The organism is Arthrobacter sp. 05L45_2 (assembly GCF_056397525.1).
The window spans coordinates 1-9,092 of record NZ_JBFTNO010000128.1; the positions used below are offsets into that span (position 1 = coordinate 1).

At 68.0% G+C, this 9,092-nt stretch carries 9 protein-coding genes; 6 read left to right on the forward strand and 3 right to left on the reverse strand.

Features of this window, described 5'->3' with window-relative positions; translation table 11 throughout:
* Positions 1-74 precede the first annotated feature (74 nt).
* Both AC1DHD_RS10775 and AC1DHD_RS10780 read left to right on the forward strand, forming a co-directional pair.
* Complete coding sequence (locus tag AC1DHD_RS10775) at positions 75-596, forward strand: pyridoxine/pyridoxamine 5'-phosphate oxidase (protein WP_476879708.1); 522 nt, start codon at positions 75-77, stop codon at positions 594-596.
* Between the two features lie 56 nt (positions 597-652).
* Entirely contained in the window at positions 653-1,393 is a 741-nt protein-coding gene (locus AC1DHD_RS10780) for a maleylpyruvate isomerase family mycothiol-dependent enzyme (RefSeq protein ID WP_476879709.1), read from the forward strand.
* Here AC1DHD_RS10780 and AC1DHD_RS10785 read toward each other — a convergent pair.
* Both AC1DHD_RS10785 and AC1DHD_RS10790 read right to left on the reverse strand, forming a co-directional pair.
* The gene (locus AC1DHD_RS10785; protein ID WP_476879710.1) at positions 1,390-1,905 is read right to left on the reverse strand and encodes a methylated-DNA--[protein]-cysteine S-methyltransferase; all 516 of its coding nucleotides are present in this window, start codon (positions 1,903-1,905) and stop codon (positions 1,390-1,392) included. The genes AC1DHD_RS10780 and AC1DHD_RS10785 overlap by 4 nt on opposite strands.
* Positions 1,902-3,479, reverse strand: coding sequence for a DNA-3-methyladenine glycosylase 2 family protein (locus tag AC1DHD_RS10790; RefSeq protein WP_476879711.1), 1,578 nt, complete (start codon positions 3,477-3,479; stop codon positions 1,902-1,904). The genes AC1DHD_RS10785 and AC1DHD_RS10790 overlap by 4 nt, the downstream gene beginning before the upstream one ends.
* Positions 3,480-3,572: 93 nt before the next feature.
* Between AC1DHD_RS10790 and AC1DHD_RS10795 the strand changes: the two genes are divergently transcribed.
* The 4 genes from AC1DHD_RS10795 to tyrS all read left to right on the forward strand — a co-directional run bounded on the left by AC1DHD_RS10795 (position 3,573) and on the right by tyrS (position 8,620).
* Complete coding sequence (locus tag AC1DHD_RS10795; RefSeq protein ID WP_476879712.1) at positions 3,573-4,214, forward strand: DNA-3-methyladenine glycosylase; 642 nt, start codon at positions 3,573-3,575, stop codon at positions 4,212-4,214.
* A gap of 128 nt (positions 4,215-4,342) precedes the next feature.
* Positions 4,343-4,858 carry an adenine phosphoribosyltransferase gene (locus AC1DHD_RS10800; protein WP_476879716.1) on the forward strand — a complete coding sequence of 172 codons (516 nt, stop codon included), beginning with the start codon at positions 4,343-4,345 and terminating at the stop codon, positions 4,856-4,858.
* Between the two features lie 117 nt (positions 4,859-4,975).
* On the forward strand, positions 4,976-7,204 hold the full coding sequence (locus tag AC1DHD_RS10805; RefSeq protein WP_476879713.1) for a HelD family protein: 2,229 nt from the start codon (positions 4,976-4,978) through the stop codon (positions 7,202-7,204).
* Positions 7,205-7,306: 102 nt separating this feature from the next.
* Positions 7,307-8,620, forward strand: a complete 1,314-nt coding sequence (gene tyrS, locus AC1DHD_RS10810; RefSeq protein WP_476879714.1) for a tyrosine--tRNA ligase — start codon at positions 7,307-7,309, stop codon at positions 8,618-8,620.
* Here the strand turns inward: tyrS and AC1DHD_RS10815 are convergent.
* A partial coding sequence (locus AC1DHD_RS10815) for a hypothetical protein (RefSeq protein ID WP_476879715.1) occupies positions 8,617-9,092 on the reverse strand: 476 nt, incomplete at its 5' end. The genes tyrS and AC1DHD_RS10815 overlap by 4 nt on opposite strands.

Consider the following 9,092-nt stretch of genomic DNA (forward strand, 5'->3'; position numbering starts at 1 on the left):
GGTTGGCACTTCGCGGCAATGTTTTCTCCAAACATTGCCGTGGAGTGCCAACTCGCGGCGTTTAAGCTGGGCGCATGAGTGAATCGTTCCGCGAGTTCCTGCGCGCCCTGCCCGATTTCCCCGACGCCATGCCGGACTTCGACCCGGACGCAGCGCCGGAGGACCCCGCCGAGTTGTTCCGGCACTGGCTCGCAGAAGCCCTCGCCGCAGGAGTGCCGCAGCCGAACGCCTGCAGCCTGGCCACGGCGGACGAACGCGGCCGGCCCTCGTCGCGGATGCTGATCCTGAAAGACATCGACGCCGACGGCTGGCAGGTCGCCACCTCGCGGGAATCGCGCAAAGGCCACGAGTTGGCCGCCAACCCGGAGGCCGCGCTGAACTTCTTCTGGCAGCAGCAGGGCCGTCAGGTGCGCGTGGCCGGCAGCGTGGTGGAGCTCTCCGCGGAGGCCTCGGCCGCCGACTGGAACGCCCGGCCCGGTGCGGACGGCAGTGAGAATCCGGCCTGGCAGCTCTACGCGATCCGTCCCCGGGAGGTCGAATTCTGGCAGGCACGRCACGACCGCCGGCACATCCGGCACCACTACCGAACAGCCTGAGCCGGCGCGGCCCAGTTAATCGCCGCTAATCCGGATGCTCCGTTAGGATGGGCGCCATGATCTCAATCACCCCCGAAAATCTGCTGGAGGAACTCCGCCGCGCCGCCGACGTCGTGACCGGAATCGCCGCCACCCTCGACGACCAGGACGTGCTGGCCGCCTCGGAACTTCCCGGCTGGAGCCGCGGTCACGTGCTGGCCCACCTGAGCGGAATCGCCAACGCGATGGCCCGGCAGGTCGAGTACGCCGGCCGCGGCGAAAGCATTGAACTCTACGACGGCGGCTTCGAGGGGCGGACGCGGGCCATCGAGCTCGCGGCCGGCCACAGCGCCGACCAGCACCGCGCCGACGTCGGCAGTGCCGTCGACCGCGCGCTGGCGGCATTCAACGGGCTGGACGCGGCCGGCTGGGGTGAACCGATCAGCTACCGCGGCGGCGTAGTGTTCGACGGCGGCCTGGCGCTGTGGCGCGAACTGACCATCCACGCCACGGACCTTGGCACCGGCCGCGGCCCAGAGACGTGGAGCCGGCAATTCTGCGAACACCTCTTTGACTTCCTTGCGGTCCGGGTCCCCGAGGGCGAACGTTTTGTGCTGCAGCCGCTCGGCCTGCCGTCCGTGGGCATCGGCGCCGCCGGCGGCCGCACTACGGTCGTCAACGGCATGCTTACCGACATTGCCGCGTGGCTGGCCGGGCGCACCCCCACGCTGGGAAGCCTGCGCGCGACCGCCGCGGCCGACGGCGTCGACCTGCCGGCGCTGCTGCCCTGRCCGGCGGGTGTGCCGGTAAAGAACTAAGCCTGCAGGGCCAGGGCCAACTGCCGTTCGCGGTCCAGCAGGCTCTCTTTAATGGGCAAACCCCAGCGGAAGCCGCCCAGGCTGCCATCGGTGCGGATCACTCGGTGGCACGGTACAAACAGGGCAGCCGCGTTGAAAGCACACGCGCTGGCCGCTGCCCGGACGGCCCTGGCGTTGCCGGACAGGTCCGCGTATTCGGTGTACGTCACCGGGTGGCCCGCGGGGACATTGCGGAGCACGTCCCAGGCGTGACTACGGAAGGGGCCGGACTTCTGCAGCACAGGCACCTCCATGGCGGCCACGGGGTTGCCGGCATAGAACTCCTCCACGGCGGCCGAGATGCCGCCGAGATCCGGAACCGGGTCGTAGCCGTCCGGGAGCAGGTCCGCGTGGATCTGGCCGGTGAGTTCGCCCGGCACCGCGGTCCAGCCTGATGCCAGGACGGCGCCGTCCCGGGCAATGATCGTGAACGGGCCGTCCGGGGTGGACATGGTCAACAGCTGGGCTTTCATTTCGTCTCTTTCGTCGAGGATGCTGCCCCGGCCAGCGCGGGCCGGGCGCGGACGGAGTGTGTCGAGTGCGTCCCGACGGATTTGGTCCGGGACAGGGAGCGGGCTTGGGCCTGGGCCGCGGCGGCGGCACGCCAGAGGTGCATGGTGGCGTAGGAGCGCCAGGGGCTGACTTCACGGAAGTCGGGTGAGAGCGGGTCAGTGGCGCCCTCCGGTGCCAGCGCCCGGATGCCGTTGCGGACGGCGGCGTCGTTGGCGAGGAAGACGTCGGGGGCGCCGATCACCCGCATGGCCACATACCCCACGGTCCAGGGTCCGATGCCGGCCAGGGGGAGGAGCTTGGCTTGCAAACCGGCCAGGTCATCGCCATAGCCAAAATTCAGTCCGCCGGACGCCATGGCCTCGGCGGCCCCGCGGATGGAGTCGATGCGGCGCTGGGGTCCGCGCAGGCTCTGGTAACCGGTCGCGGCGATTTCTGCGGGCGTCGGGAAGATCCGCTGCAGTCCCTCCGCGGGGACCAGGCTGTCGCTGCCCGCGGCGGAGAGTTGCACCAGCGCTGTCCGGGCCGCGGCCACGGTGATCTGCTGGCCAATCATGGCGCGGATCAACAGCTCCTGCGGATCCACCGCTCCTGGCATCCGCATCCCGGGTACGGCCGAGACACAGGCGGACAGCCGCGGGTCCGCGCTGAGCGCCATGTCGATGGCGACCGGGTCGGCGTCCAGGTCCAGCAGGCGCCGGACCCGGCTGAGCAGCGAGGGGAGGTCCCGAAGGTCCACGGCGCCGATGGTGAGTTTCAGCGGCCGGTCCGGGGCGGCGGCGTCGTAGTCTACCCGGAAGCGGGCGTCGCCGTGGGCCAGCCGCAGCGTCCGGGCGTAGGAGGACGGCGTTCCCTCCTCGATGCCCGGGATGGCGCGGACGGCCAGGAACTCGAACACCCCCGGGTCGAACGGCTCGCGGTACGGCAGGTTCAGCGTCAGCGCCGTCGAGGCACCCGCTGTCCGGTCGGGTGTGTGATGGTGCCGTCCCGTGGCCCGCAACGCCGACGGGGTCATGGCGAAAACTTCGGYGATGGTCTCGTTGAACTGGCGGACGCTGCTGAAGCCCGCCGCGAAGGCGACGTCGGCGGCCTTCATGGTGGTCGAGACCAGCAGGGTCCGGGCTGTCTGGGCGCGGCTGGCACGGGCGAGTGAGAGCGGGCCGGCGCCGAGTTCATGGCTCAGGATGCGGTTCAGCTGGCGTGAGGAGTACCCGAGCCGTGAGGCGAGTCCCTCGACGCCGTCCCGGTTGATCACGCCGTCGTTGATCAGGCGCATCGCCCGGCCCGCGATGTCCGAGCGGACATTCCACGCGGGGGTGCCGGGCACGGCCTCGGGCAGGCAGCGCTTGCACGCGCGGTAGCCGGCGTCGTGCGCGGCGGCGGAGGTTTCGTAGAACGTGACGTTGCCGGCCTTGGGGGTCCGGGCCGGGCAGGACGGCCGGCAGTAGATGCCGGTGGTGCGCACAGCGGTGTAGAACTGCCCGTCGAASCGGGKGTCCCGGGCRTCGATTGCCCGGTAGCGCTGCCARAAGTCCATAGCTCCATCCTGCCAGTTCCCGGCACGTGCCTGCTAGCGGAAATCGGACACTGCCGTGGACGGACCCGGCCGGGGGTTTGTTAAAGTCTTGGCATGGATTCCAGCACGACGCCGGAGGCCCTGCGGGGGCTGCTGTCCGCCGATGCCCGCACCGTGGCGCCCCTGCTGCTCGGCGCGGTGCTCACGCACGAGAGCCGAAGCGGCCCGGTCGCGGTGCGGATCACCGAGGTGGAGGCTTACCTGGGGCCCGAGGATTCGCTCCACCCGGACCCGGGTTCGCACACCTTCCGGGGCCAGACCCGGCGGAACGCCCCGATGTTTGGCCCGGCCGGGCACCTGTACGTGTACTTCACCTACGGTATGCATCACTGCGCCAACATCGTTTGCGGACCGGACGGGGTGGCCTCCGCGGTGCTCCTGCGCGCCGGTGAAGTCGTCGCCGGGGACGCTCTGGCACTCTCGCGGCGGCCGACGTCGAAAGCCCCCAAGGACCTGGCCAGCGGCCCGGCGCGTTTCGCCACTGCCCTCGGGCTGACGACGGCGGACAGCGGACGGGACGTCCTCACGCCGCCGTTCCGGCTTGAACTGCCCGCCGTGCCGGCCGCCGAGGTCAGCTCCGGGCCGAGGGTAGGCGTCTCGGGCGCCGGCGGCACCGACGACTACCCGTGGCGTTTCTGGCTCAGCGGCGACCCGACCGTTTCGCGGTACAAGGCGGCGAAGTCCCGGACGGCGTGACCGACGGGGCGCGTCTGCCCGGCGCCCGGTCCGCTGGCACCGAGTAAGGTGGACGGGTGAATCCCAGCGAACGTGCAACCCAGCCAGCGCAAGCCCACCAGCCGGTCCGGGACGGTGCAGCCGGGCCCGTGGACCAGCTGATCACCAGCCTGTGTGCCACGGTCCCGGATTACCCCAAGCCCGGAATCGTGTTCAAGGACCTGACCCCGGTGTTCGCCGACGGCCCCGCGTTCAAAGCCGTTGTGGACGCGCTGGTGGCGCCCTTCCTGGGCCAGTTCGACGCCGTCGCCGGTGTGGAGGCCCGCGGTTTCCTCCTTGCCGCGGCCGCCGCCTACGCCACGGGCACCGGCGTCGTTAYGGTCCGCAAGGCCGGAAAGCTGCCCCGCGAAGTGGTCTCCGAGGACTACTCGCTGGAATACGGCACCGCCACCCTTGAGCTGCACAGCGCGGACCTCGCACCGGGCACGCGGGTACTGATCCTCGATGATGTCCTCGCAACCGGCGGCACCCTGGGGGCGGCGGCCCGCCTCTTTGAACGCTGCGGTGTCGCGGTGGCCGGGGTTGGCGTGGTCATGGAGCTCGGCGACCTCAACGGCCGCGCGGCGCTGGCCGGCCGGCGCATCCACTCGCTGCTGAAGCTCTAGGCAACGTCGCTACAATGCTGCACAAACCAGGCCTCAACAAAACTGACATGTTTCGGGATGCCTCGCCGAAATGGTTGTAGAATGGTTGGTCTGTCTTTTTCGATAGGGGAACGTTCGATGCACGACGCTGATTTGGCCCATGAACGCGACTATGTAGCCGGATTGTATGCCCGGCTGGATGAGTTGCGGGAGGAAAAGCGGGCCCAGCTCGCCCAGGTCCGCCGCGCCGGTGCCGTGGGCACCATGCAGAACGTCTCCGAGCGGGACGCCTTCGCCGCGCTCTACGAGGACCGCCTAGCCCAGCTCGACGCCGTCGACGACCGCCTTGTGTTCGGGCGCCTCGACCTCGACTCCGGTGAATCCCAGTACATCGGCCGCATCGGCCTGACCACCGAGGACCTGCAGCGTCTCATGGTCGATTGGCGTGCCCCTGAGGCCGGCCACTTCTACCAGGCCACGGCCTTTGACCGCCAGGGCGTCCGCCGCCGCCGGCACCTGATCCTGCAGGGCCGCGAGGTCAAGGCAATCGAAGATGACGTCCTGGACGCCGACCTGCTGGCCGACGACGAATCCCTGCAGGGCGAGGGCGCACTGCTCGCAGCCCTGAACTCCAAGCGCACCGGCCGGATGTCCGACATTGTGGGCACCATCCAGTCCGAACAGGACCGGATCATCCGCTCGTCCATTTCCGGCGCCCTGGTGGTCCAGGGCGGGCCCGGCACCGGCAAGACCGCCGTCGCCCTGCACCGTGCCGCCTATCTGCTCTACACCCACCGGGACCGGCTGAAGACCGCCGGAGTGCTGCTGGTGGGACCGTCGTCGTCGTTTATGAACTACATCGAGCGGGTGCTGCCATCCCTCGGCGAGACCGGCGTCGTTATGGCCAGCCTGGGCCGCCTGATGCCCGGCATCCACGCTGTGGCCGAGGACGACGCCGACGTAGCCGCCGTCAAGGGCCGGCTGGACATGGCCGAGGTGGTGGCCAACGCCGTCGCCAACCGCCAGCGGATCCCCGCCGAAAACCGCATCCTCGAGGTGGACGGCCGCAAACTCGTGCTGACGCCGCGCCAGGTCCGCCGGGCGCGCGAGAAGGCGCGGGCCACCGGCAAGCCGCACAATGAGGCCCGGGTCTCGTTCGTCAAGATCCTGCTCCGCGAACTGACCGAGCAGATGACCGAACTGGTTGAAGCCGGCAGCATCGGCAACAACGCCGATCGCTCCTATCTGGCCGAGGACGTCCGCTCCGCGCGCGATGTCAGGGTGGCGCTGAATCTCTGCTGGATGCCGATGACGCCCGAGAAACTGGTGGGGGAGCTGCTGAGCAAACCCGCGATCCTTGAGGCCTGCACCCCGAACCTCAGCGCCGCCGAACGGGCCCTGTTGCTCCGGCCCGCCGGCTCACCGTGGACCGAAGCGGACGTTCCGTTGCTTGACGAAGCCGCGGAACTGCTCGGGGAACTGGACCCGGCCGCCGGAAAGAGCCTGGCCCAGCAGGAGCACGACCGTGCCCGCGACCTCGCCAACGCCAAGCAGACCCTGGTCAACATGGAAACGGCCGGGGTGGATGTCCTCATCTCGGCCGAGGAGCTGGTGGACCAGAACCAGGAACGCGAGTCCCGGCTGACGGCGGCTGAGCGGGCGAACTCGGACCGCACGTGGGCCTTCGGGCACATCGTGGTGGACGAGGCCCAGGAACTCTCACCGATGCAGTGGAGGCTCCTGGTCCGGCGCTGCCCGCTGAAGTCGTTCACGATCGTCGGCGACATCGCCCAGACGAGTTCCGTTGCCGGGGCCAAGTCCTGGCAGAGTGCCCTGGCCCCCATGTTCGGGGACCGCTGGCAGCTCGAGGAGCTCACCGTCAACTACCGTACGCCTTCGCAGATCGCCGAGGCCGCGGCCCGGATGGCCAACGCCGCCGGCCTTGTTGTCTCCGCACCCAAGGCGGTCCGGGAGGGCCGCTGGTCGCCGGTGATCGACCGTGTTGGCCCGGGTGCCATCGTGGAGCGTCTCCTGGAGGTCCTTCCGGGCGAACTGGATGCGCTCGACGGCGGCCTGCTGGCCGTGATCGCCGACGGCGGACTGCTGCCTGAGGCGACGGCCGCGCTGCGCGCCGCTTATGGCCGCCGTGTCGGCACGGGTGCGGGCAGCTACGAGCAGGACATTGTTGTCATCAGCCCCCGCGAGGCAAAGGGGCTGGAGTTCGACGGCGTTGTGGTGCTGGAGCCGTCCGCCATGCTCAACCATGAGCACGGCCGGGTGGGGGACCTGTACGTTGCCATGACGCGTCCCACCCAGAGGCTGCGGCTCATTGCGGCCGCCCCCGTGCCCGCGGGCATCGAGGAGTAGGGGCTGCGCGCTCCGGCGCGTTGACCCGGAGGGCTCTGCCTAAGCCCGTCACGAGCCGTGCTGGGGCGGTTGGGCACCGGCGATCCTGCTAACTTAGATTCCGTGTCCCAGCTAAATGATCTTCAGTCCCAACAGAACGACCCCAGCTTTGCCAATATCTGGCAGGAGCTGAAATGGCGCGGCCTGATCCACGTCTCCACGGATGAGGCGGAACTGGAGAAGCTGCTGGCCGGCGGCCCCGCAACGTACTACTGCGGCTTCGACCCCACCGCCCCCAGCCTGCACCTTGGCAACCTGGTCCAGCTCCTGGTGATGCGCCGGCTCCAGCTGGCCGGACACAAGCCCCTGGGCCTCGTGGGCGGATCCACCGGACTGATCGGTGATCCGCGGCAAACCGCCGAACGGATCCTCAATACACCGGAGACCGTCGCGGAATGGGTCGGCCGGTTGCAGGGCCAGGTCCAGCGCTTCCTCAGCTTCGAGGGGGAGAACGCGGCACGGATGGTGAACAACCTCGACTGGACCGCGCCGCTGAGCGCTATCGACTTCCTCCGCGGCATCGGAAAGCACTTCCGCGTCGGCACCATGGTCAAGAAGGACATTGTCGCCACCCGCCTGAACTCGGACGAAGGCATCAGCTACACCGAGTTCAGCTACCAGATCCTGCAGGGCATGGATTACCTGCAGCTGTTCCGTGACTACGGCTGCGTGCTGCAGACCGGCGGCTCGGACCAGTGGGGAAACCTGACCAGCGGCACCGACCTGATCCGCAAGGTCGAGGGCAAGCACGTTCACGCCCTCGGGACGCCGCTGATCACCAATTCCGACGGCACCAAGTTTGGCAAGAGCGAAGGCAACGCGATCTGGCTGGACGCCGAGATGTGCAGCCCGTACGCCTTCTACCAGTTCTGGCTCAACACTGCCGACGCCGACGTCGCGGCCCGGCTGAAGGTGTTCACTTTCCTTAGCCGCGCAGAGATCGAAGCCCTCGAAGCGTCCGTGGCCGAGCGTCCGTTTGCCCGCGAGGGCCAGCGGAAGCTTGCCTACGAGGTGACCTCGCTGGTGCACGGCGTCGAGGCGACGGAAAAAGTCATCGCGGCATCGGCTGCTGTCTTCGGCGGCGGGGACCTGACCGGCCTGGACCAAGAGAGCCTGCGGGCGGCAACAGCCGAACTGCCCTCGGCCACAGTGGACGGCTCGGGACTGGGAATCATCGACCTCCTTGTGGCCACGGGGCTGTCCGACAGCAAGTCCGCGGCCCGGCGGACCGTGGGGGAGGGCGGTGCCTACGTGAACAACGTCAAGATCACTGATCCGGACGCCGTCATTGAGACCGCGGACCTCCTGCACGGGCGGTACCTGTTGCTGCGCCGGGGCAAAAAGAACCTCGCGACGGTGGAAGTTTCCGCGCCCTAACCGGCACCCTTCCCCTGGACGGTTTTCCGGCTGGCTCCAGCCGCGCTGCTCGCTCCCTTCCGGCCGATTTGCGCGGCCGGAAGGGAGCGTGTAATGTTTTCTGAGTCGCCGCCGCTGAGCGGTGACAACCCCCAACAAAAGAAGCAATTCTTCCTGCGCAAGACGTGGGAAAGCGAAATTGCTTCGCATTTTGCTGGGCGGATTCGCTTCTGCGGGTGAATTTCGGAAGAACTTCCGGATTTGCAAAGTGGAAATGAATGAAATAAGCTAAATACATCGCAGCGAAGAAAAAACAAAGCAAATTGTTTTGATAAGTATTCGAATGTGTCTGTTGTTTGAGAACTCAATAGTGTGCCAAGTTTGTTGATACCAATTGTTTTATTGATTGGTTGTTTTGGCTGTGTTGTCCACCCCGTGGATGGCATGGTTTTTACAGCTGGTTTCAAATTTTGTGCAGCCGGGTTTCCGCGTT